The sequence below is a fragment of the Ralstonia sp. UNC404CL21Col genome, from assembly GCF_000620465.1.
GTDB lineage: Bacteria > Pseudomonadota > Gammaproteobacteria > Burkholderiales > Burkholderiaceae > Ralstonia > Ralstonia flatus.
Genome location: NZ_JIBE01000003.1, coordinates 561,122 through 583,476, shown reverse-complemented (window position 1 = coordinate 583,476; position 22,355 = coordinate 561,122). Strand labels below are relative to the sequence as shown.

Here is a 22,355-nt window from a genome sequence, read left to right as displayed (position 1 = left end):
GCGCCCGTTCTAGAATGCCTCCTCCATTGGAGGAGCCTCATGTCTTTTGCCTTGCGCCCCGATGCCGTTGTGCCCGGCGGCGAGATCAGCCAGGCCGAGCGCGCCGTGCGGGTCGACCTTGCGGCCGCGTACCGACTGGCCGCGCTCAACGGTTGGGACGACCTTGTCTACACCCATCTGTCGGCCACCGTGCCCGGCGAGCCCGATCACTTCCTGATCAACGCGTTCGGCCTCGCGTTCGACGAGATCACCGCATCCAACCTGGTCAAGATCAATGGCCGCGGCCAACTCGTCGGCGACTGGCCCGATGCGGCAGCACGCCCGTCCGTCAACGTGACGGGTTTTGCGTTGCACGCTGCCGTGCATGCCGCGCGGCCCGACGCGCAGTGTGTGATCCATCTGCATAACACGGCGGGCATTGCCGTGTCCGCGCAGAAGCACGGGCTGCTGCCGTTGTCTCAGCATGCGCTGCGGTTTCACCGGCGCCTCGCGTATCACGATTACGAAGGTCTTGCCTTTACGCCGGAAGAGGGCGCGCGCCTCACCGCGTCGCTCGGCCATCATTTCGCCATGCTGCTGCGCAATCACGGCACCCTCACCATCGGCCGGACCGTGGCAGAGGCGCACGTGCTGATGGTCACGCTCATCAAGGCATGCGAGATCCAGATCCAGGCGCTTGCCGGCGGCGAGGTCGTCGCGCCCGCGCCGGAAGTGGCAGAGCGTGCGGCAGAGCAGCTCGAAGATGGCGGCGCCATCGAAGGCGTGATCGAGTGGCCGGCGCTGTTGCGCAAACTGGATAAAATCGACGCTTCATATCGCGACTGACGCGACTGGCACAACCGCCGCGACTGTCAAAGCGACTCACCAAACAGGAGACACCATGCCGACTTTCCATATCGAGATGTTCGAGGGCCGCAGCGTTGAGCAGAAAAGGAAGCTCGTCGAAGAGGTGACGCGCGTCACGTGTGAATCGCTGGGCTGCGCGCCGGGCGCAGTCGACATCATCATCACCGACATCAAGCGCGAAAACTGGGCCACCGGCGGCGTGCTGTGGTCCGAACAGAAGTAAGTCGTCCTCTTCCACTCCCATTTGCCGGTCCGCCATGCAGCCCATGCAGCATTTCGCCTCAGACAACTACGCGGGCTTCTGCCCGGAGTCGCTGAAGTATTTCCTGGAGGCCAACGGCAGCGGCCACGAGCCGGCCTATGGCGATGATTCCTGGACGCAGCGCGTGTGCGACCGCATCCGCGACCTGTTCGAGACCGACTGCGAAGTCTTCTTCGTCTTCAACGGCACGGCGGCCAATTCGCTGGCGCTGTCGTCGCTGTGCCAGTCGTATCACTCCGTGATCTGCCACGAGCTGGCGCACATCGAAACTGACGAATGCGGCGGCCCGGAGTTCTTCTCCAACGGCTCCAAGCTGCTGACCGCCAAAGGCGAGAACGGCAAGCTCACGCCGGATGCGGTCGAAGCGCTCGTCACGCGGCGCTCCGATATCCACTATCCCAAACCCAAAGTCGTTTCGCTGACGCAGTCGACGGAAGTCGGCACCGTCTACACCGTCGACGAGGTGCGCGCGATTGCCGCGATTGCCAAGCGCCGGCAACTGCGTGTGCACATGGACGGCGCGCGTTTTGCGAATGCGGTGGCGTCGCTCGGCGTGCATCCGTCGGAGATCACCTGGCGCGCCGGCGTGGATGTGCTGTGCTTTGGCGGCACGAAGAACGGTCTGCCCGTCGGCGAGGCCGTGGTCTTTTTCGACCGCCGCCTGGCGGAAGACTTCGCCTATCGCGTCAAGCAGGCGGGCCAACTGGCCTCGAAGATGCGCTTCATCTCGGCGCCGTGGATGGGTCTGCTTGAAAACGATGTGTGGCTGCGCAACGCGCGTCACGGCAACGCGATGGCGCAGCTGCTGCACGCGCGCATTGCCGACGTGCCGGGCGTGCGTATCATGTTCCCAACCGAATCGAACGCCGTGTTCGCCGAGCTGCCGCTACCCGCCATCGAGACGCTGCGCGCGCGCGGCTGGCGCTTCTACACGTTCATTGGCGCGGGCGGTTGCCGCCTGATGTGCTCGTGGGACGTGCAACCCGAGACGGTGGAAGCCTTCGCCGCCGATATTCGCGCAGCCTGCGCGCAGGCCGTTTGATCGATCTGATTGCCATGAGCTTCGACTACCGTTTCTGTCCGCAATGTGCCACGCCGCTCGTCGAGCAGCACAACGCCGGCCGCTTGCGCATCGCGTGCCCGGCGCAGGACTGCGGCTTCGTGCACTGGAACAATCCGCTGCCCGTCCTGGCGGCGGTTGTCGAATATCGCGGGCAGATGTTCCTGGCGCGCAATGCACTGTGGCCGGAGGGCATGTTCGCGCTCGTCACGGGCTTTCTCGAACGCGACGAGACGCCCGAAGCGGGCATCGCGCGCGAACTGAAGGAAGAGACGAACCTCGACGCACAATCGATCTCGCTGATCGGCGTGTATGAGTTCATCCGCAAGAATGAACTCATCATTGCGTACCACGTGGTGGCCGATGGCGAGATCGCGTTGTCGGAAGAGTTGGTCGAATACCGCTTGAAGCCGTTTGACAAAGTCCGTCCGTGGACGGCCGGCACGGGCTATGCCGTCGCGGATTTCCTGACCGCGCGCGGCCTGCCCGTCAGCTACATCGACATCCGTACCGGTGAACCGGCCGAGCCGCCGCCGCGCCAGTGGCAACCCACACGGCTCGTTACAATTCCGGAATGACTGATGCAAGCGGCACTGCGCCGCTTGCCCGTACCACTGAGGAAGACATGGAGTTTCAAAAGGAAATCGATGCACGCGGCCTGAATTGCCCGCTGCCCATTCTGCGCACGAAGAAGGCGCTTGCCGACATGCAAAGCGGCGACGTGCTCAAGATTCTTGCCACCGACCCCGGCGCCACGCGGGACTTTCAGGCCTTCGCCAAGCAGACCGGCAACGAGCTGCTGGAGCACAGCGAGCACGACAAGGTGTTCACGTTCTATATGCGCCGTCGCTGATCTGGCAGCGCGTTCAAAGAAAACGGGGCGATCCGGTTTGGCTGGATCGCCCCGTTTTCATTCGGCGGCAGATATGTTGATCGACCGTGTGTGGCTACTTGCGCGCTTCCATCGCCATGCGCAGCGCCAGGCTCGTCAGCACAGTGCCCATCAGGTAGCGCTGCACTGACAGCCAGCTCGGCTTGCGCGAGAGAAACGCGGCGATGCTGCCCGCCGTCGCGGCGATCATCGAATTGACGGTCACGCTGACGCAGATTTGCGTCACGCCCAGGCACACCGACTGCACCAGCACGCTGCCATGCGCCGGCTCGATGAACTGCGGCAGCAGCGACAGATACAGCACCGCCACTTTCGGGTTGAGCAGGCTGGTCAGCAAGCCCATCGTGTAGAGCTTGCGCGGGCTGTCCATCGGCAGTTCGCGCACCTGGAACGGTGCCCGGCCGCCCGGCCGCACCGCCTGCCAGGCGAGGTACAGCAGATAGATCGCCCCGCCAAAGCGCAGCGCATCGTAGGCAAACGGCACGGCCATCAGCAAGGCGGTGATGCCGAATGCGGCGCACAGCATGTAGAAGACGAAACCCGTGGCGATGCCCGCCAGCGACACGAGCCCCGCGTTGCGCCCTTGGCAGATCGAGCGCGAGATCAGGTAGATCATGTTCGGGCCCGGCGTCAGCACCATGCCGAGCGCAACCAGGGCAAAGGTCAGCAGATTGGTGAGGGTGGGCATGGCGGATGCGCAATTGGCGGCAAAGGTGAGAAGCTTGCAGGCTAGCACCCGCTATCGAAGGCCTGACAGGTACAGAACATCACAAAATTCGCCGATTCTGTATCGGTCGCTCGAATGCTTACGCGGCGCACGAGGCACTCGAAAATCCACTGTTACATCCTTAACGTGCTTCGTCACAGCCTGGAGCGGAGGGGCGGCATAGAGTGGAAACAAGGTCCGGCATGTCCGGACGCTTCAAGGAGCCAATCCATGCAAAAGACCAAGTTGCTGATGTCATTGATGCTGGCCGTCTCTGCGCTCGCACCGCTGGCCAGCCATGCGCAAGAGCGCGATCACCGCTGGGACCGCGACCGCCACGAAGAACGTGTCGATATGGATCGTCGAGCCGATCGCGAGATGGCTCATCGGTGGCACCGCGGTGAGCGCATTCCACCCGAATACCGTGATCGCCAATACATCATCGACGACTGGCGCGAGCATCGTCTTTCGCCCCCGCCGCGCGGTTACCACTGGGTCGGTGTGGACGGCGGCTACTACCTGGTGAGACCCGATGGCCTCGTCTTCAATGTGACGATCGGCGGCTAACAAAGCGATCCGCTGCGTGAGCAACCCGCGAGTGCGAAAGCGTCGCGGGTTTTTCATTTTTTGGTGAGGGCAGGCTGCCCGGAAGGCCCGGCTTACAGAATGCTGAACGATCGGCGACGGCGCGCCATGCGTGCGTCATCGGCGTTGTTGAAGGTATGCCGAGACCATTCCTCCCCCCATCCCCTGATCCCCATGCGCCTGCATTTCCTTCTTCCCGTCGTGCTCTTCACGGCGTTGCCTGCTCATGCCGAGCTTCTTATCAGCGAGTACGTAGAAGGCAGCTCGAACAACAAAGCCATCGAAATCTACAACCCGGACGGCATCGAGGCCGATCTGGGGGTCTACAAGATCGAGCAGTACAACAATGGCGCCAGCACGCCCACCGCTTCGTTTTCGCTCTCGGGCAAGCTGGCGCCCGGGGCTGTTCACGTGATGGCCCACAGCACGCTGGCAAGCGCGCTCGGCACGCGCGTCAACCAGACCGCGGCGTTCTCGTTCAACGGCGACAACGCGCTTACGCTCACACGCTCCGGCGTCGTTGTCGATCGCATCGGCCAGGTCGGCTATCAGCCGCCGTCCGGCTTTTGGGGCACAGCCAGCGATGGCACGAAAGACCACACGTTGCGCCGCAAAGGCACGGTGAAGATGGGCGACGCGAACATCACGGCGGCCTTTGACCCATCTCCGCAATGGGACGCGTTCAACATCGACGACTTTTCCGATCTTGGCCTGTACAACGGGCAGGGCACCGTCACGCCACCTCTTGCCACGGCCGTCTGCGGGGCGCCGGCAACACACCTTGCAGACGTGCAGGGCGCCGGCGCGACTTCGCCGCTGGCCGGTCAGAACGTTGAGATCGAAGCGGTCGTGACCGCCGACTACAGCGGCACGAACGGCTTCAACGGTTTCTTCGTGCAACAACCCGACGCACAGCGCCGCAGATTGCCCGGCGTGTCGGAAGGGCTGTTCGTCTATGCGCCTGGGGTCAGCGCGCGCGCTGGTGACCTCGTCCACCTCGTCGGCAAGGTCGAGGAAAAGTACGGCCAAACGCAACTGACGCTGGCCACGAATGGCATCGCAAGCTGCGCCAGCGGCCACAGCGTGACGCCCGTCGATGTGACCTTGCCCGTGGCCGATGCCAAGGCACTGGCGGCATATGAAGGGATGCTCGTGCGCCTGCCGCAAACGCTGACGGTGAGCGAAACGTACGAGTTGGGGCGCTATGGCAGCGTGCTGCTCAGCAACGGGCGCCTGCCGCTGCCCACAAACGTGGCGCCTCCCGCGAATGGGGCGGCAGCGCAGGCCGCGGCCAATGCGCTGAACCGCATCGTGCTCGACGATGGCTCCAATCAGCAGAATCCGGGCACCGTGCGCTATCCCGCGCCGGGCTTGTCGGCCGCGAACCCCGTGCGCGCCGGCTACACGGTGAGCGGCGTGCAGGGCGTGTTGGAAATGCGCTATAACGCCTGGCGCCTGCAGCCCGTGCCGGGCGCCGCCGCACCGGCTTTCAACGCTGCCGCGAACCCGCGTGCCGGCGCACCTGCACGCCACGCCCAGGCCGATGTGCGCGTGGCGTCGTTCAACGTGCTGAACTACTTCAACGGTGACGGCAAAGGTGCCGGCTTCGACGATCCGGCCAATCGAGGGGCCAAGACACAAGCCGAGTTCGAACGCCAGGAAGCCAAGATCGTTGCCGCCATCCGCGCCATCGACGCCGACGTGGTCGGCCTGATGGAAATCGAGAACGACGGCTACGGCAGCCTCAGCGCCATCCGCCGCCTGACGAGCCAGCTTGGCGCCGACTGGCGCTACGTCGAACCGGGCGTGCCGAAGCTCGGCGGCGATGCGATCACGGTGGCGATCATCTACAACGGCCGGACCGTCGAGCCGGTCGGCGTGCCGGCCACCCTGGCCATCGACGACAAGAATCGCCAGCCGCTCGCACGCAGCTTCCGACGCATCGGTGGCACGCAAAACTTCACTGTCGTCGTCAATCATCTGAAGTCGAAGGGCTGCTCCGGCGCGACCGGCAAGGACGCCGACCAGGGCGATGGCCAAAGCTGCTGGAACTCCACCCGCGTCCGCGCTGCCGGCCTGATCGCCGACTGGCTGGCGACGTCGCCCACCGGCGTGGCAGACATCGGCAAGCTCCTGATCGGTGACCTCAACAGCTATGCCAAGGAAGACCCGGTTGTGCTGCTTGCCAACAAGGGATATGCCGACATGGTGGAGAAGTTCGTCGGCAAGGACGCCTACAGCTATGTCTACGGCGGCGAATCCGGCTACATCGACCATGCGCTTGCCACCTCCGGCCTGGCCGAGCGTGTGCGCGCCGTCCACGAGTGGCATATCAACGCCGACGAACCGATCGCGCTGGAATACTCCTTCGCATACAAGAGCGCGGAGCAGCAACAGACGTTCTACGCGCCGGACGCCTACCGCTCGTCGGACCACGATCCGGTGCTGGTCGATCTCGCGCTCAATACGCAAAACGCAGGTGGCGGCACGAGTCCGGAAGGCGATGCTGCGACGGGTGGCGCCACGGGCAGCGCAGGGGCGGGGGGTGCCGGTGCGGTGGACCCGATCCTTGGGCTCGCACTGACCGCAGCTGCGGTAGCCCAGGCGCGGCGTCGTGCGCGTCGGTCCTGAGCGTCCACGTTCTTCCTCGGGCGACGCGCGGCAGCTCCATCACCAGTCGAGTCGTATCCGTGTGTTCGCTGACCGTTCGACACGGCCTTAAGGCAGTTTCCGGCCATCCGGCTCGGGACTGAATTAAGCTTGTGGACTGGCAAGATCGGCAACATCGCGAACGCGACGTGCCGATGCAATCGACTCCGATATGGCGACTGGGGATGCTGTGAACAATGTAGCGGCGATGGTGCGCGCGCTGATCCTGCCCTTATGGCTGGGCTTGATGTCCGCCAGTGGCCATGCGGCCGCGCCTTCGTTATACACACCGGAAGAGCATGCGTGGATTGCTGCGCATCCGGTAGTGCGTACGTGCGTCGACGCGCACTGGCGACCGTTCGAGTTTGTCAAAGGGGGCAAGGTAGCCGGCATGGTTCCATCGTTCCTCGACGCGGTTGCACAGTTGAGTGGGTTGCGTTTCGAGTATGTCGACGGAGCATGCTGGAACGGCTCCCTGGCTGCCCTGAAGCGGGGGCAGGTTGACATGCTCCCTGACTGGAGCAAGGACGAAGCCGAAGCACCTTACCGGGAGGGCTTCATCGCGAGTACGCCGTACTATGTCGGGACAATCGCCATCGTGACGGCGGAGCAGGAAAACCTATTCGCAAGTTTCTCGCAATTGTCCGGCAAACGGCTTGCGATCAAGGGCGGCGGCGGTCTTGAACTCGCCATCCGCCGCAGCTCCGTACCGGTGAAGTTGCTGACGTTTCAAAACGAGTCCGACGCGTTGGAGGCGGTTGTTGACGGCGATGCCGACGCCGCGCTCGGAACAGACGCGTCGATCGTTCCGCAACTGCACCGGCAGTTCAAGGGGCGGCTGTTCCTCTCGGGCAGCCTCTGGGACCGGCCCTATGCGTTGACGATGGTCACGCGCGATGACAATCCCGTACTCGCGTCGATTCTCGATAAGTCGCTGACGGCCATTTCGGCATCGGACGCAGACGCGATCCGGCAGCGGTGGCAGGAAACGACCGACTACGGCGCGCCGTCGCTCGCATCGATCCTGCATTACCGCTGGCAGCAAGTCGCTCTTGTTGCGGCCATTGTTCTGGCGTTCGCGGTGTTGGCGTATGTGCTATGGCGTGCGCGTGTTGCCGCCGTCCGCAGTGAGCGCGACAAGGCGATGTTCCTGGCGTTCATCAGCCACGAAATCCGCACGCCGATGCACACCATTCTCGCTTCGCTGGAGCTGCTGCAGCGCTCGCAGTTGACCGGCCAGCAGGCCAGCCGTGCGGACGCCGCCGTCTCGGCATCGGAAACGCTCTTGGCGCTGCTCGACGATGTCCTTGAGTACTCACGCCTGGAGTCCCGCAGCGTGACACTCGCGCTCCGGCCAACGATGATCGGACCCTGGGCGGAGCAGACGCTTGGCATGGTGCGTTGGCGCGCCGAAGACCAGGCGCTGGCACTGTCACTCGATCTCGCCTGTGCACCAGACTTCAGTGTGGACATCGATGCCATGCGCGTGCGGCAGATCGCTTTGAATCTGTTGGTGAACGCGATCAAATTCACCTCGGCCGGCAAGGTTGTTTTCCGCGTCGACTATCTGCCCCGAAAACGGCGCGGCACCGGAACGCTCGTACTCGAGGTAAGGGACACGGGCATGGGCATTCCTCCAGAGCGCCAGCGGAACATTTTCGAGCCTTATGCGCGTGTGGAGAGCCCGGGCAATCGCGGTGCCAGCGGCAGTGGGCTGGGCTTGTCGATCTGCCGCGAGTTGGTCGAGCTGATGGAGGGTGTGATCACCGTCAGCAGCAGCCCGGAGGTCGGCACGGTGTTCACCGTCATGTTGCCGACGCGCGAGGCGCACACAGAGGCGGCATTGCCGAAGGCTGGGGAAGAGTCGTCAGGGGCCGTGCCTCAGGGGATATCGCCTCCTCAACCGCAAAAACCGCAGTCGCCGGAATCGAAGCAAGGTCCACTCGTCCTGGTGGTCGATGACCATGAAGCGGTGCAACACGCGATCCAGCATCAGCTTGACGCACTGGCTTGCCGGTCTGCCATTGCCGGCACCGGCGAAGCGGCGCTCGAACAGTTTGCGTCAGCAGCGTTTGACATGGTGCTGCTCGACTGCAACCTGCCAGGCATTGACGGCTATACCGTCGCGCAACGCATGCGAGAAATCGAGCACCAGCGCGGGGGCGAGCGCACGCCGATTGTCGCCATCTCCGCTGCGACAGACGACGCGCACCGTGTGCGGTGTTTCGATAGCGGCATGGACGGTGTTCTGGGCAAGCCATTACGTCTGGCTGCGTTACGGGAACTGATCGAGCTCTGGTGTGCTCACGGCGATTCCGGCTCCAACGCGGAGTCAATCGAACACGACATGGCGCCGGCGGTTGACGTGCTTGCGATCTATCGACAGACCATGAAGACCGATCTCGAGATGCTTGCTCAGGGCCTCGCTAATCGCAACATTGAGCAGGCACGTCGAGCGGCTCATCGAATTTCCGGCGCTGCCGCCGTTGTGGACGATCTGCATACGCGCGGCTTGGCAAGTGAGCTGGAGCGGCGGCTTTCTCAATCGTTCGGCGACATCACCGCAGACATGCAGGCCCTCTTGGCTGAAATCCAATCCTTGCACGGGGCGGATACACCCAACGCTTGATCTCCCTCCCTGGGGGCGTGCAGGCTCGTCCTGATCCCACGCCCCACACGCGCTGCCCGACTGCCTTGCGGCAGCGTGGCGCCTTGTCCTGCCACAGGGTCTCCATCTCGACGGCTTGGCTTGTTATCCGCGGTGTTCACGGCGAGATGGCCTCTGCACGTCAGATGCCCAAGGCGGAGGACGCGCGAAACATCTGCGTCCATCTCGCACCGCTTTTCAGAGCAGTCTGATATTGCGCTGCCAATCGCGCTGGAATACTTGCGCCTGCCTTCTTCGATAGGCATTTGTTCTCGACCAAATCCCGCACGTTCGTGCCGTGGATTCAATCTAAGGGTAAGTCAATGAAAGCAAAACTGTTCCTGGCTGGCGTCGCCATGTCTGCTCTTTCCTCTGCCGCAATGGCGCAAACGACGCCCACCTCGGTGGATGGCGTCATCAATTTCCAAGGCACGATCCTGAGCGACACCTGCAAGGTGTCTTCGCTGACCGGCGATGCGGGCACCATCAACGTGGACATGGGCAAGATCGCTGCTGACGATATTGGTACCGTTGCTGCGCCCAAGCGCCTGACAAGCGGTGCCGGTTCTGCCAACTTTGACGTGGTCTGCAAGACCGGCGCCAAGGTCAGCATGAAGTTCGCAGGCAAAGCGGCCGACCTGAGCGCCGACAAGAAGACGCTACGCGTGAACAGCGGCAATACCGCCGCCGGTTTTGCTCAGGGCGTGGGCATTGCTGTGTACGAAGGTACGGGTGCTGGCGCAAACGCGTACGACCTCAGCAGCGGCAACCTGCTGGCACAGACGACCGTGCCGGCGACCGGTGGCGCAGTCAATGTGCGTTTCGCCGCGGCCTATGTGGCCGCAGACCCGACGAAGATCAAGCCGGGTATCGCCAACGCCAGCCTGCCGTTCACGCTCACCTACGAGTAAGCACAGCGCCAGCCATTTCCGGCTGGCTTCAACCGGCAGCGGCCGCTCCCCGCCGCTGCCGTCTCTTTTTTCAAAGGCAATTCCGGATATGAAAGCAAAACGATGCGCCGCTGGCGCGGCGTTAGCGTGCGCGTTGGCTGCGTCCGCGAGTCACGCCAGCATTTCCCTTAGCACCACGCGGCTGATCTTTGAAGGCAAAAACAAGGAAACGTCCGTGGTCGTCAACAACGATGGCGCGGATGCATTGATTCAGGCGTGGCTCGATCCGCTGGATGACGGCACAAGCGAGCAGTTGCCGTTTGCCATTACCCCGCCTCTGGCGAAGTTGGCAGCTAAGCAGCAGCAACTGCTGCGCGTTCTGTACCAAGGGGTGGGTATGCCGACAGACCGGGAGTCGGCGTTCTGGTTGAACGTGCAGGAGGTGCCGCAAGCTGCCTCTAATGACAACGTGTTGCAGCTCGCTGTTCGCCAGCGCATCAAGGTGTTCTACCGGCCTGCCGGTTTGACTGCGGATCCGGTGAAAGCTCCCTCCAGCCTGCAGTGGCAACTCAATCAGGATGGCGGCAAGGCGATGCTGCGATTGAGCAATCCGAGCCTGTTTCACGTCACCGTGGTGGACGCAAAGATGCATGCGGGCAGTGCAGAAGAGCCCGTCGTCGACGCGAAGATGGTTGCGCCAAGTTCAACCGCGGTCTTGCCAGTCAAGTTGCCGGCCGCTGGCGCCACCCCGCTCGAGCTCCGTTACGACGTTATCAACGACTACGGCGGCCGCCAAAGTTACCGCGTCACTCTGCACGGTAGTCAGCCCAGCACACCGGTATCCACCGGTAACTGATCGGGCCGGCTGTCAGGCCGGTTCCCCGTGTTAGCCCCAGGCAGGCTGGCTTAGCCCGCACCTACCGTAGCGGAGCTTGCCGATGTAACCCCCCCCGATTCACTCAGCCAGAAGCGAGCATTGCGATGTCTACATGCCGGACTCCCAAAGCGTTCTCCAGAAAGACCCATGGAAAAACGACTGCTGCACGCCCGAGCGCGACGCCGCTGTATCTTGCCGTGTGTGTGGCGATGATGAGCAGCGCGCGCGCCGCCGAAGGGGAGACGCTCGTTGCGCAAGCCGATTCATCGCTTCTTGCTTACAACACGAGCTTCCTGCACGGCCAAGGGCGCCCGGCCGATTTGAGTGCCGTGCTCAGTTCCGGGAGCAGCGTGCCGCCCGGCACCTACCGTGTAGAGGTGGAGGTCAACGGCAATCTGGTCGGCCGCCGCGACATCGACTTCTATCAAGACGCCGATAAAGCCAAACTGCGGCCATGTCTCACCGCCAAGATGTTGCAGGTTTTCGGCGTCAATCTCACCGCGATCACGCCGCCACTGGACGTCAACAGTGAGGCTTGCCTTGATCTGCCTCACCTGCTGGATCAGGCTTCGGTCGATTTCGATGCCGGCCGCTTGAAGCTCAATCTGAGCATTCCCCAGGCATTTCTCTCCCGTGCAGCGCGCGGCTATGTAGACCCTGCGCTGTGGGACGAAGGGGTCACGGCGGGTTACGTCAACTACCAGTTCAGCGGCAACTACGGCCACGGCCGTGTGGGCAACGATAGCAGCAGCTATTTCATCGGCCTGCAGAACGGCGTCAATATTGGTCGTTGGCGACTGCGGAATGAGTCCACGGTGAGTGGAAGCAACAGCGGGCAGACACGCTTCAAGAGCAACCGCACACTGGTTCAGCGCGACATCGATGCAATCAAGGGACAACTGACCCTTGGGGAGCAGTACTCCGACGCAACGTTGTTTGACAGTGTGCGGTTTCGCGGCGTGCAGGTCGGCTCCGACGACGCCATGCTGCCTGACAGCGAACGTGGCTACGCACCGATCGTGCGCGGGCAAGCGGCCACCAACGCGGTCGTCGAGGTGCGGCAGAGTGGGTACGTGCTGTATCGCGCCAACGTGCCGCCCGGCCCGTTTCAGTTGACCGACATTTTCCCGTCCGGCTCGAACGGTGACCTGGAAATCACCGTCATTGAAGCGGACGGCAGCAAGCGCGTCACGCACCAAGCGTTCTCGAGCCTGCCGTTGATGCAGCGAAAGGGTCGTCTCAAGTACAACTTTGCTGCAGGCAAGTACGACGGCGACGAAGGTCCTGCACCGAATCTCGTCACAGGTTCGTTGGTCTACGGCCTGACCGACAACAGCACCGTAGCAGGCGGCATCCAGATCTCGAAAGACTTCCAGGCCATGAACGTGGGGGTCGGTACGAATACGCCTGTCGGCGCGCTGTCCGTTGACCTGACGCAATCGAGCAGCCGCGTGCGCGGCAAGCGGGACACCGGGCAGAGCGTGCGGGTGCTGTATGCCAAGACGTTCACCCGAACCAACACCAACTTCACGCTGGCCGCCTATCGGTACTCGACGTCGGGCTATCGCACCTTCAATGACCACGTCAACGACCTGAGCTACAACTCCGGCAGCAACGTCAGCAACGGGTGGGCCAATGCCGCGGGTTTCCAGTCCGGCCGTAGCCGATCACGCATCGACCTGACCACCAGTCAGGATCTGGGTGGAATCGAGCGACGATACGGCAGCGTCTACCTGAATCTGAGCCAGCAGACCTTCTGGAATCGACCGGGCTCGAGCCGCAGTATTAGCGTCGGCTACGGCAACAACTGGAAGCAGTTGAGCTACAACCTGAGCCTGAGCCAGACAAAAGACACGCGCTTCAGCGGAAACGGCGACAGCACGCAGATCATGCTGACAATGTCCATTCCGCTGGGTGGCAAGGTCCGGTCTGCGCGCGCCTATACCAACATCAGCAACACTAATCATGGCGGCACCACCGTTCAAAGCGGCCTGAGCGGCTTCGTGAACGAGAACACGTCGTATGCCATGCAGGCCGGGTACACCGGCAGCGGACGCGGCGCTACCGGGGGGGCAAGCATTACGCGCGATACCGACGTCGGCCAGCTCAACGCCAACGTGAACGCTTCACGCGACTATCAGTCAGCCAGCGTTGGGGCCACAGGTTCCGTGGTGGTCCATCGGGGCGGGGTCAATTTCAGCCGTACCGTGGGCGATACCTTTGCGCTGATGAAGGTGGAAGGGCTCAAGGGCGTGGACGTCAAGACCGACACAGGCACCTCCGTCGGCCGCAATGGCTATGCGGTGGTCACTTATGCACAGCCGTATCGTCTGAACGCTCTGAGCCCGGAGACCCATAACCTCGGTGCGGATGTGGAACTCGAAGATGCCGTCAAGCAAGTGGTGCCTCGCCGCGGCGCCATCGTGCAGGCTACGTTCAAAGGCTATAGCGGCCAGCGCGCCCAATTCGCACTCCAACGAGCCGACGGGGCGCCAGTGCCGTTTGGGGCCAGTGTGGAAGATGCGCAAACGGGAAGACACCTCGGCATTGCAGACCCGACCGGCAACGCTTTCGTACTTCTCCAGCAGGAGAAGGGCACGTTGAGGGTGAAGTGGAAGGAAGGCAGCTGCCAGGCGTCTTATGCGTTATCGCCTGCGCAGCCGGGGCAGAACTACCAGCGTCAGACTTTGCGCTGCCGATGAGCCTGCAGTCCTCATTCGAGGGCCAAGCGGAAGAATGCAAGATCGCACAATGAAATCGCAAGGAAATAACCCCTGGGTAAGTTTTTTTTTAAAAAAATCGAATCTCGTTCTAGGCGGCTTGAAAGTACTGGCGATGATTTTTGTGATGCGGTTTTCGGTCACACAGGTGCATGCTGCGAATTGCACGTATTACCCCGGCCACTCGGCCAAGACTGTGTCGTTCGCAATGCCCGCCGAGCTCACCGTGCCGCGTGATGCGCCGGTTGGCGCAGTTGTTTGGGAAAGCCCCGTCTACCTATTTGAAAGCCCTGCTAATTCTTATAGATGCACCGCGACGTATAAAGTCGGAGTAAAAAACATGGTCGGTAATTTAGGTGCGGCTAACACCGATTTTCTAATCGGTGATACTGGGCTTGCGTGGAATCTGAAGAGGGTGGATCTTGGCATGCTCTACTCTGACATATCTCAAGGGTGGGAGCGTGCAGCGGGCGGCTATGGCTTTAACGGGACCAGCTACCAGATCACCATCAAGAAGATTGGCCAGGTTTCGGCGGGCGCCAGTGTCCCGGCGGGCGTCATTGGCTATATGTCCATCAACAACGAAGTTTTTCCTGTCGCGTTCTTCATGAGCAACGAGGCCAGAGTCGGCACGCTCACTTGTAAGACGCCAGATGTGACCGTGAAGATGGGCGACCAGAATCGGATCGGGCAATTCAAAGGTGTTGGTACTGCATTGGCGCCCGTCAATTTTTCGATTGGCCTGAAACAGTGTCCCGAGGGCATCAGCAAGATCTCTTATTTGCTGAAACCCAATACAAATATCGTCGACGGTTCGCGTTCAGTCGTCGCTCTCGATGCTGCGTCGACCGCAAAGGGCGTTGGCTTGCAGATTCTCACTGAGAGCGGCAATCCAGCACCGTTCAACGAGCTGATCAGCTTCAGCGGCTACGACAAGGCCGGCGGCGATTTTAATATTCCGCTCAAGGCGGCCTACTACCAGACCTCTTCAGTGGTTGAACCCGGCACGGCGAATAGCTCAGTGACATTGATCATGAGCTACGACTAGTTCGGTGATGGGGCTGCTCCCTGGAGCGGCGCCCCCTGGATAGGGTGTGAATCCGAATCAGGTGTTTCAGTGGCGCAAGCTGGATCAGGACGGCAGCTGTCGGCAGTGTGGAAGAGGAAGTGGTGCCGGTGTCCGAGTCGGCCCAGGCGCTCAAGCAAATCCGAGAATTGCGGCGCATGCGTGTCCCTCCAGTTTCAGATTCCTTCAAACCTTGCAGCACCGCGCGATGCACCCGTTGGCACAGTGATATATGAAAGTCCGGTGGTTTTGGGCGAGGGGCAAAAAGCAGTTTCCTACGTTTGTACCGCCAGCCAGCGCTGGGGCGTAAACAATTCCGTGGGAGGGATTCCCACGGCCACGACGGGCGCCACCGCCCTCCCGATCGGAAATCGGGCTTGCTTGGAGTCTTGTCTACTCCATGGCTACAGTCGCCGCCAGTGGCAACTTCAGCATCACGCTTAATGCCGCTTACTGTCAGACCGCGCCTGACATCGTGCCGCGCACAGCCAACAGCGCGGTGACCTTCATAGTTAGCTACGATTAGAGGGCGCGCAACAGGCGGTCCGATGACGTGCCAGCGGAATCCATGTTTTTGACAGCGCGCGGTGGTGTTCAACAGCGGTGTAATCGCCAACAAAAAACCCCTGCGGAGCGCATAGCTCCACAGGGGTTTTTTGCCAAGCGTTGAAGCCGCTTGAAAGGTATTTGGTGGAGCCGGCGGGAATCGAACCCGCGTCCGCAAGCCCTCCACAGAGAGTTCTACATACTTAGTTCTGTCATTTGATTTAACCGCCGCATCGCGGACGAACACGCTCTACGACGGCGATTCACTAAGTTTTCGTCTCTAGGCCCGTGACTCACCTAGAGCTTATCTGACGTAAATGACCTCGCTAGTCTTGCGACCCTAGCCCGTCAGCGAGCCAGTGCGAGGACGGCGGCCCTTAGGCTGCCAGTGCGTAACGTTCGTCGTTAGCAGTTATTGCATTCCCATTGATTAACGAGGTGACGGGTCCTCGGTATGCCCTCCACTGCTTTGCAACCCACGTCGAAACCAGGTCGGCCCCAGTAAGGAAAGGTGAATTATCCCATAGATGGGCTACTTCAGCGAGAAATCAACCCGCGTCGTCTTGCCTTTGTCCTTGATGCCGTCCGCGTTCAGCTTGGGCGCCACCACAAAGAGACGTCCGGGATCCACACGTTCGGCCAGCGCCACATGCACGGCGTTGGCACGTCGCTGGGCGAGTTCGCGCAAGTCCGCATCCGTCACTTGCACGTTGGTTTCCATCAGCTTGCGCATCTCGTCGGGCGGCAACGATTTGGCAAGCCCGATCACGTTGCGTGGTTTCGGGAATTTGGCGGCTTTGTAGGCGCGTTCAAGGTACTTGGCCTCCTCTTCCGGCTTGACGCTGGTGTCTGCCTCCGCGGCGTCGCCCGCGTCCTTGAGCTTCTGTTCGCGAATCTGGCGGTTCACGGCTTCGCGGCGCAGGCCGTCGCGGTCGAATTCCGGATCGACGCGGCCGACGATGTCGACCTTCAGCGCCGGGCGATCTTTGAGCGCCGTGGCGAGCTTGTCCAGCTTCGCCACCGATGCCTGGCTGATGTTGGACGTGCCCGGATCGAACTCGATGTAGCCGAGTTCTTCGCCGCCGCTGCCGCCAAACGCACTAGCCAGCAGCGAGAAGGGCGCCGTCACGGCGCGTGCGATGAGGTTGACGAATGCACGCAGGATGACGCCGCCGATGCTGAACTGCGGGTCATCCAGCGAGCCGGATACCGGCACGCGCACATCGATCTCGCCGCGCGAATTCTTCAGCAGCGCCACTGCCAGCCGTACCGGCAGATTGGTCGCGTCCTTGCTTTCTACGCGGTCGCCGAAGGTCAGCTGGTCAATGAAGATGTGGTTGTCGGCGGTCAGCTTGCCCTGGTCGAGCAGGTAGTGCAGATCCATCGTCAGCTTGCCCTTGGTGATCGGGTAGCCGGCGTACTTGGCGGAGTAGGGCGTGAGGTTGGTCAGTTCCACGCCGTCGGCCTTGGCCGTCAGGTCGACGAAGGCCGTGGGGGCGAGCGGGTTGACCTTGCCGTGGATGTCCACAGGCGCCGTGCTGTCGACACTGCCGCGCAGCGTCACATCTGCGGGTGTCTGGTTGGCGGCCGTGCTGATGGTGCCGATCGAGCCGCCGATGGCGGTCAGGTTGGCGGTGTAATTTGGTTTGACGAAGTTGTCGGTAAAGCGAATGTTGCCGTCCTGCAGCGTGATGGCGTCAACGCGCAGGTCGGCGCCGCCGGCTTTGGGCGTGGGGCCGGTGGCTGTGACGGTGACCGCCGATGCAGGAGCCGCAGTCGGGGCCGAAGCCACCACGGGCGCCGCTGCGGGGGCGGACGCTGCGGCGCCCGATGCCGATGCAGGTTCGCTCTGGGTCAGCGAACGCCGCTCCTCGGTCGGCTGCACGCGGATGTCCTGCAGGTTCAGGCGTCCATTCGGATTGATGATGATCCGCGCGTAGAACGTCGACAGCGCGACCGCGCCCACCCGCACACGCGGCGTGGTGCCGTCGTAGTTGGCCTGGATGCGGTTGAGCGCGAGCGAACGCCAGCGCAGGAAGTCGTCCGAACTCACGCGGTCTTGCAAGCGCACGTTGCCCAGCGTCGCGTTGCCCTGGTAGTTGACCGTCAGCGCCTTGCCTTGGTTGAGTACGAGGCGTCCGTCCATCGAGAGCAGCGCGCTCGTAATCGCAGCATTCAGCGATTTGTCGAGATACGGGTCGAAACCCGCCAACGACACGTTTTGCGAGTTCACGCGCAGGTCGGCCTTCAGCGGCTGCGGCACCACCTCGCCGCGCACATCGAGCTTGCCCTTCGTGCCCAGCCCCGCACCGATCTGCACGTTGACCGGTTTACCGAGATCGGTGGAGGCGTTCTGCACGACCACGTTCAGCGGCTCGACACGCACCTTGACCGGACGCGAGTTCGATTGGTCTTCGAAGCCGACAGCGCTGTTGTCCAGCTTCAAGGTTTGCACGGTCACTGCCCACGGCTTTTCGGCCGGGGCATTCGACTTTGCGCTGGACTTGGCGGGCGCTGCCGACTTGCCGGTCGCTGGCTGCGGCCCATCGAGCAGCGTCAACGTGGTCGTACCGTCCTTCTTGCGCAGTGCGTCGATCTGCAGGCCGTCGGCGCGCACCTCGTTCAATGCGAGGGTGCGAGCGCTCAGGTCGAAGCTCTTTACATCCGCGCGCAGCAGCTTGGCACGCAGCGCGGTGTCCTTGCCCGAGGCCGGCGCCAGCGACAGATCGGTCAGGCTGGCGGTCAGCGGCTCGGCACGTACGTTGAATTTGTCCGGCCCGAAGTCGAGCGCCACCTTGCCGTCGGCCGACAGCGCGCCGTTCTGCAATTGCGGCGCACCGGCCTGGCGCAGATACGGGCCGATGCCAGCCAGCTTCACACCTTCCAGCTTCAGCTCCAGCTCGCCGGTGTTCTTCTCCAGCGACGTGTTGCCTTTGACGTTCAGCGTGCCGCCCTGCGCCAGCTTGGCACCCACATCGAGCGTGGTCAGGCCGCCCAGGGTGCGCACGCCAATGTCGCCGCGAAGGTCTTCCAGCGTCAGGTCGGCAGCCGGCTGCGTGGTTGCGTCATGCCAATGGACGGTGCTGTTGGCCAGTTGCAGCTTGCTGACCACCACATCTAACGGTTTCGGCTTGGCGGTTGGTGCGGGCTCGGGTTTGGCGGGCTTCGCTTCGGCATGCGAGGGCTTGCCGCCGAGTTGCGCGAAATTGATGGCGCCATCGGCACCCCGCGTGGCATCGACGCGCACGCCATCAAGCGTCAGTGCATCGAGGTGGAATACGTTGTCGAGCGGCCGCACGTCGGCAAGTGTTGCGCGCACCTGTTTGGCGGCCACAAGCGGCGCTTTCCTGGCGTCGACCACTTGCAGGTTGTCGAGGCCGGCAGTGCCATGCACCCGCAGCACCGGCGCGCCGCTTTTCGGTTTCTGGAAGTCGATCGTCAGGTCGGTCGTCAGCTTGCCCTGCGGCACCGCCACCGGCAGCGGGCCCGGCACGTAGCCTAGGTAGCGGGGCAGATCCAGACCGTCGATCTTGATGTTGAGGTTTGATTCGAGCGACTCGGCAAACGGCTTTGTCTTGCCCGCGAAATGCAGTGGCGCACCGTCGATGCGGGCGGCCAGCAGCGGCTGCACGAAGATGTCCACGTCAGCGGGCAGGCTCGCCAGGAAAGGCACGCCGATCTGCAATCCGTCCACCTTGTGCTGCGCACCAAGCGGCTGGTCGGCAAAATCGATCGTGCCGTTCGTCAACTGCAGGTTGGCGAAGGCGAAGCGCGCCGGTTCGTCCGACTTGGGTTTGGGCGGGTTGTCCGGCTGCGTCAGCTTGTCGACGATGTCGGAGAAGTTGAAGCGCTGCTCGGCGGTGCGCACGATACGCACGTGCGGCGCATCGATACTGAGTTCTTCGATGACGGGCGCCCGGCGGAAGATCGAACTCCACGACGCGTTCACATGCAGATGGCCCACGTCGACGAACGGGGTTTTGCCGTCGCGCTCGGCAATGTGGAGCTGGTCGACATCAAGCCGCAGTGTGTATGGGTTGATGCCGATCTTGCCGACCGAAACCGGCCGGTCCAGCAGCTTGCTGAGCTGTGTTTGCGCCAGGTGGCGCAGCAGCGGCGGCCCACCGAATGCGCCCAGCAACCCGAACACCACCAGAAAGATCAGCACGCCGATCCCGATGCGCTTCGTGCGACGCGATGTACCAACCTGCGCCGCGCGTTGCCAGCCGGCCGTACTGCGCACGCGATCAAGCCGCGCGCGCCAGCTGTTGGTATTCGATTGCAGGTCAGGACGCGAATCGGGGGAGGTGCTCATGCTGGTGTCGGTCCGGCCACGGCGTGGCCTACTTCGTCAGTCGGTCAACCGCCACGTCCCCGTGGGAGGCAGCGGTCCTGAAAGGTGCGGCGCCCAGGCATTCACCTGGGCATCGGGATCAAGCGCGTTGCGATTCCAGCAGCAGCGGAATCAGTTCAGCTGCGCTGGCGATCAGCGCATCGGCGCGCCATTCCACTGGCGACGGCCCATTACCACAATAGCCGTAACTGGCCGCAATGGTAGGCATGCCAGCAGCGCGGCCGGCTTCAATGTCACGCAGGTCGTCGCCCACGTAGACGATCTGCCGTGCGTCGACGCCGATGGATTCGGCTGCATGCAGCAGCGGGGCGGGGTGGGGTTTTGCGTGCGGGGTGGTGTCGCCCGCAACGACGCAGGCCGGCGGTACCGGAAACGGCAGCTGTGCAACCAGCGGCACCGTCAGGCGGCCCGACTTGTTGGTGACGATGCCCCAAGGAATGCCTGCGCGGCCGAGTTCGACCAGCACCTCAGCCATGCCCGGAAACAGTTGCGTTCGCACGCAGATTTCCGCCTCGTAGTTGGCGAGAAACGCCAGCCGTAGCGACTCGAATTCGGCATCCCCCGGCCCAACGCCGAAGGCCACGCCGATCAACCCCCGCGCGCCATGCGAGGCAACGGGGCGCAGCGCTTCATACTCCACCGGTTCGAGGCCCCGATCGGTGCGCACCTTGTTGGCTGCGGCGGCCAGATCGGGCGCCGTGTCCGCAAGCGTGCCATCCAGATCGAACAGCACCGCACCCAGCGGATCGGGAAAGCGGCTCATCGTCATGCTTCAGCCGGACGGCGTGTCGCCATCAGGTAGTTGACGCTGGTGTCACGCGTGAGGGCGTAGCGGCCGCTGATCGGGTTGTATTCCAGGCCGCGCATCTCTTGTGCTTGAAGTCCGGCACCACGGACGAACGCACTCAGCTCGGAGGGGCGGATGAACTTGGCGTAATCATGCGTGCCGCGCGGCAGCATGTTGAGTACGTATTCCGCGCCAATGACGGCCAGCAGGTACGCCTTGGCGTTTCGATGGATGGTCGAGAAAAACACGTATCCACCCGGTTTTACGAGCGTCGCACAAGCGCGCACAACGGAGGCCGGATCGGGCACATGTTCGAGCATCTCCATGCAAGTGACGACGTCGAAGCTGCCGGGCTCACGAGCGGCCAACGCTTCTGCGGCGATCTCCTCGTAATCCACGGTAACGCCCGCCTCGAGGCTATGCAGGTCCGCGACACGCAATGCTTTGCGAGACAGATCGATGCCTTTGACGCTGGCCCCGGCACGCGCCATGCTCTCAGAGAGAATGCCGCCGCCGCAGCCGACGTCGACGACGCGTTTGCCGGCCAGCGGCGCGATGGACTGGATCCAGTCAAGGCGCAGCGGGTTGATTTCGTGCAGGGGTTTGAACTCGCTGTTCGGGTCCCACCAGCGGTGGGCGAGTTCGCTGAATTTTTCGAGTTCGCCGGGATCGGCGTTCGCGTGAGTGGTCGTCATGTTGCGCTGCGCCAGGGCATATCGGCTAGGTGAGGAAATGTACCAAAAAGCGAGGCCCTGACCAAATCAAGGGTCTGCGAAAAGGTTTCACATTGAAACAGACGTGAACAAACGCGCATGCAATTCCTCCAACTGTCACCTTCGCTCAAGGAGAGATCAATGAAATCCAAACAAATTCTGATAGCAGCGGGTGTTGTGGGCCTGACGGTCCTGGCTGGATGCGCCGCGCCGGGTTACGGCGGTGGCTATAACGGCGGGTATGCTCAACAGCCTCCGGCGTACGGCCAGCAACCGGCTTATGGCGGGCAGCCGCAGCAAACGGGTGCACTTTATGGTCGAGTCGAATCGATTCAGCCGATGCAAGCCCCGGCAAATAGCCCAGGCATCTTGGGCACGATCATCGGCGGTGTGGCCGGCGGTATCCTGGGTCACCAAGTTGGCGGCGGTACGGGTAACACGGTCGCGACCATTGGCGGCGCAGCACTCGGCGCCTATGCAGGCAACCAGGTTGAGCAGCGCGCCGGTGCCGGTGGGCAAACCGTTTACCGCATCAGCGTGCGGCTGGACGATGGCCGTGTCGCGACCGTGACGCAGCGGAATCCGAACAACCTGCGTGTTGGCGATCGTGCCATGGTCGCCAACGATCAGGCGACACCTTCCTATCAGTAAGAAGGGCGGTTATGAGGCAGGGGCCTCCGGTGCCCCAAAACAAAAAAGCGATGGCGCGTTTGGCGTCATCGCTTTTTTTAATGCCTATTGCTTCAGTAGACCCA

At 62.5% G+C, this 22,355-nt stretch carries 17 protein-coding genes, 1 other RNA gene and 1 pseudogene; 14 read left to right on the top strand and 5 right to left on the bottom strand.

The window, feature by feature from the left end; genetic code table 11:
- Window positions 1-39: 39 nt before the first annotated feature.
- Genes N511_RS0102775 through N511_RS0102755 form a run of 5 tightly spaced genes read left to right on the top strand, consistent with a single transcriptional unit; the run spans window position 40 to window position 3,021 of the window.
- Window positions 40-825, top strand: coding sequence for a class II aldolase/adducin family protein (locus N511_RS0102775; RefSeq protein ID WP_027677900.1), 786 nt, complete (start codon window positions 40-42; stop codon window positions 823-825).
- A gap of 55 nt (window positions 826-880) precedes the next feature.
- Window positions 881-1,069, top strand: coding sequence for a 4-oxalocrotonate tautomerase (locus tag N511_RS0102770; RefSeq protein WP_004629375.1), 189 nt, complete (start codon window positions 881-883; stop codon window positions 1,067-1,069).
- A gap of 43 nt (window positions 1,070-1,112) precedes the next feature.
- On the top strand, window positions 1,113-2,150 hold the full coding sequence (locus N511_RS0102765) for a threonine aldolase family protein (RefSeq protein ID WP_027677899.1): 1,038 nt from the start codon (window positions 1,113-1,115) through the stop codon (window positions 2,148-2,150).
- A 14-nt stretch (window positions 2,151-2,164) separates the two neighbouring features.
- On the top strand, window positions 2,165-2,746 hold the full coding sequence (locus tag N511_RS0102760) for an NUDIX hydrolase (RefSeq protein WP_027677898.1): 582 nt from the start codon (window positions 2,165-2,167) through the stop codon (window positions 2,744-2,746).
- 47 nt (window positions 2,747-2,793) lie between these two features.
- Entirely contained in the window at window positions 2,794-3,021 is a 228-nt protein-coding gene (locus N511_RS0102755; protein WP_004629370.1) for a sulfurtransferase TusA family protein, read from the top strand.
- Between the two features lie 94 nt (window positions 3,022-3,115).
- On the opposite strand, the gene N511_RS0102750 is transcribed toward N511_RS0102755, so the two are convergent.
- Window positions 3,116-3,748: a LysE family translocator gene (locus N511_RS0102750; RefSeq protein ID WP_027677897.1), complete on the bottom strand. Its 633-nt coding sequence runs from the start codon at window positions 3,746-3,748 to the stop codon at window positions 3,116-3,118.
- Between the two features lie 249 nt (window positions 3,749-3,997).
- Between N511_RS0102750 and N511_RS0102745 the strand changes: the two genes are divergently transcribed.
- The 8 genes and pseudogenes from N511_RS0102745 to N511_RS25175 form a co-directional block, all read left to right on the top strand.
- Complete coding sequence (locus N511_RS0102745) at window positions 3,998-4,333, top strand: RcnB family protein (RefSeq protein WP_027677896.1); 336 nt, start codon at window positions 3,998-4,000, stop codon at window positions 4,331-4,333.
- 192 nt (window positions 4,334-4,525) lie between these two features.
- Window positions 4,526-6,982, top strand: coding sequence for an ExeM/NucH family extracellular endonuclease (locus tag N511_RS0102740; protein ID WP_027677895.1), 2,457 nt, complete (start codon window positions 4,526-4,528; stop codon window positions 6,980-6,982).
- A gap of 190 nt (window positions 6,983-7,172) precedes the next feature.
- Window positions 7,173-9,629, top strand: coding sequence for an ATP-binding protein (locus N511_RS0102735; protein WP_197032026.1), 2,457 nt, complete (start codon window positions 7,173-7,175; stop codon window positions 9,627-9,629).
- Between the two features lie 374 nt (window positions 9,630-10,003).
- A complete protein-coding gene (locus N511_RS0102730) occupies window positions 10,004-10,558 on the top strand; it encodes a fimbrial protein (protein WP_231479562.1) in 555 nt (184 codons plus the stop codon).
- Window positions 10,559-10,646: 88 nt separating this feature from the next.
- Window positions 10,647-11,393, top strand: coding sequence for a fimbrial biogenesis chaperone (locus N511_RS0102725; protein ID WP_027677892.1), 747 nt, complete (start codon window positions 10,647-10,649; stop codon window positions 11,391-11,393).
- Window positions 11,394-11,623: 230 nt separating this feature from the next.
- On the top strand, window positions 11,624-14,116 hold the full coding sequence (locus N511_RS0102720; RefSeq protein WP_231479591.1) for a fimbria/pilus outer membrane usher protein: 2,493 nt from the start codon (window positions 11,624-11,626) through the stop codon (window positions 14,114-14,116).
- Between the two features lie 49 nt (window positions 14,117-14,165).
- Entirely contained in the window at window positions 14,166-15,182 is a 1,017-nt protein-coding gene (locus N511_RS25435; protein WP_231479561.1) for a fimbrial protein, read from the top strand.
- A gap of 43 nt (window positions 15,183-15,225) precedes the next feature.
- Window positions 15,226-15,361 (top strand): annotated as a pseudogene (locus tag N511_RS25175) (IS3 family transposase); the annotation flags it as partial.
- 527 nt (window positions 15,362-15,888) lie between these two features.
- On the opposite strand, the gene ssrA reads toward N511_RS25175, so the two are convergent.
- The 4 genes from ssrA to ubiG all read right to left on the bottom strand — a co-directional run bounded on the left by ssrA (window position 15,889) and on the right by ubiG (window position 21,582).
- Window positions 15,889-16,246, bottom strand: a transfer-messenger RNA (tmRNA) gene (ssrA, locus tag N511_RS24675).
- Window positions 16,247-16,278: 32 nt separating this feature from the next.
- On the bottom strand, window positions 16,279-20,061 hold the full coding sequence (locus N511_RS0102705) for a DUF748 domain-containing protein (RefSeq protein WP_027677889.1): 3,783 nt from the start codon (window positions 20,059-20,061) through the stop codon (window positions 16,279-16,281).
- 118 nt (window positions 20,062-20,179) lie between these two features.
- Complete coding sequence (locus tag N511_RS0102700) at window positions 20,180-20,869, bottom strand: HAD-IA family hydrolase (protein ID WP_027677888.1); 690 nt, start codon at window positions 20,867-20,869, stop codon at window positions 20,180-20,182.
- Entirely contained in the window at window positions 20,866-21,582 is a 717-nt protein-coding gene (ubiG, locus tag N511_RS0102695; protein ID WP_027677887.1) for a bifunctional 2-polyprenyl-6-hydroxyphenol methylase/3-demethylubiquinol 3-O-methyltransferase UbiG, read from the bottom strand. The genes N511_RS0102700 and ubiG overlap by 4 nt, the downstream gene beginning before the upstream one ends.
- A gap of 159 nt (window positions 21,583-21,741) precedes the next feature.
- On the opposite strand from ubiG, the gene N511_RS0102690 reads away from it, so the two are divergent.
- Window positions 21,742-22,251 (top strand): glycine zipper 2TM domain-containing protein, encoded by a 510-nt coding sequence (locus N511_RS0102690; protein ID WP_027677886.1) that lies wholly within the window; start codon window positions 21,742-21,744, stop codon window positions 22,249-22,251.
- The last annotated feature ends 104 nt before the right edge of the window (window positions 22,252-22,355 follow it).

Coding starts and splice junctions, on each gene's coding strand:
- N511_RS0102690 (WP_027677886.1), top strand. CDS start 21,742: ATGAAATCCAAACAAATTCTGATAGCAGCGGGTGTTGTGGGCCTGACG.
- N511_RS0102705 (WP_027677889.1), bottom strand. CDS start 20,061: ATGAGCACCTCCCCCGATTCGCGTCCTGACCTGCAATCGAATACCAAC.
- N511_RS0102775 (WP_027677900.1), top strand. CDS start 40: ATGTCTTTTGCCTTGCGCCCCGATGCCGTTGTGCCCGGCGGCGAGATC.
- ubiG (WP_027677887.1), bottom strand. CDS start 21,582: ATGACGACCACTCACGCGAACGCCGATCCCGGCGAACTCGAAAAATTC.
- N511_RS0102750 (WP_027677897.1), bottom strand. CDS start 3,748: ATGCCCACCCTCACCAATCTGCTGACCTTTGCCCTGGTTGCGCTCGGC.
- N511_RS0102745 (WP_027677896.1), top strand. CDS start 3,998: ATGCAAAAGACCAAGTTGCTGATGTCATTGATGCTGGCCGTCTCTGCG.
- N511_RS0102720 (WP_231479591.1), top strand. CDS start 11,624: ATGATGAGCAGCGCGCGCGCCGCCGAAGGGGAGACGCTCGTTGCGCAA.
- N511_RS0102755 (WP_004629370.1), top strand. CDS start 2,794: ATGGAGTTTCAAAAGGAAATCGATGCACGCGGCCTGAATTGCCCGCTG.
- N511_RS0102740 (WP_027677895.1), top strand. CDS start 4,526: ATGCGCCTGCATTTCCTTCTTCCCGTCGTGCTCTTCACGGCGTTGCCT.
- N511_RS25435 (WP_231479561.1), top strand. CDS start 14,166: ATGAAATCGCAAGGAAATAACCCCTGGGTAAGTTTTTTTTTAAAAAAA.
- N511_RS0102770 (WP_004629375.1), top strand. CDS start 881: ATGCCGACTTTCCATATCGAGATGTTCGAGGGCCGCAGCGTTGAGCAG.
- N511_RS0102735 (WP_197032026.1), top strand. CDS start 7,173: ATGGCGACTGGGGATGCTGTGAACAATGTAGCGGCGATGGTGCGCGCG.
- N511_RS0102765 (WP_027677899.1), top strand. CDS start 1,113: ATGCAGCATTTCGCCTCAGACAACTACGCGGGCTTCTGCCCGGAGTCG.
- N511_RS0102730 (WP_231479562.1), top strand. CDS start 10,004: ATGTCTGCTCTTTCCTCTGCCGCAATGGCGCAAACGACGCCCACCTCG.
- N511_RS0102760 (WP_027677898.1), top strand. CDS start 2,165: ATGAGCTTCGACTACCGTTTCTGTCCGCAATGTGCCACGCCGCTCGTC.
- N511_RS0102700 (WP_027677888.1), bottom strand. CDS start 20,869: ATGACGATGAGCCGCTTTCCCGATCCGCTGGGTGCGGTGCTGTTCGAT.
- N511_RS0102725 (WP_027677892.1), top strand. CDS start 10,647: ATGAAAGCAAAACGATGCGCCGCTGGCGCGGCGTTAGCGTGCGCGTTG.